The sequence below is a fragment of the Achromobacter sp. SIMBA_011 genome (assembly GCF_046535435.1).
Classification (GTDB): Bacteria; Pseudomonadota; Gammaproteobacteria; order Burkholderiales; family Burkholderiaceae_B; genus Achromobacter; species Achromobacter dolens.
Genome location: NZ_JAWRWN010000849.1, coordinates 1 through 254, shown reverse-complemented (window position 1 = coordinate 254; position 254 = coordinate 1). Strand labels below are relative to the sequence as shown.

The following is a 254-nucleotide window of genomic DNA, read 5'->3' as shown; positions in this document are numbered from 1 at the left end:
CCGAATAACCGTGATCGCGTATCCAGCTTGCCGCCTCATTGGCGTTGCCGATCGTATCAATGGCCTTGTAGCCCATATCCACGCAGCAGGAAAACATGTCCGAAGAGCCCTGCGTCATCTTGCGGATCTGCGAACGGGTGGTGGCGGGGTTGACGCCGGAAATCAGCAGACGTTTGCCCACACCGTCACGCAGCAGGCCGACCGCCTGTTCAATGCGCTGGTAGCCGCCGGTCAGAACGATGATCGCATCGCCC

At 60.2% G+C, this 254-nt stretch carries 1 protein-coding gene; it reads right to left on the bottom strand.

The window, feature by feature from the left end; all coding sequences use genetic code 11:
* A partial coding sequence (locus SB816_RS33395) for a YdcF family protein (RefSeq protein ID WP_410548428.1) occupies positions 1-254 on the bottom strand: 254 nt, incomplete at both ends.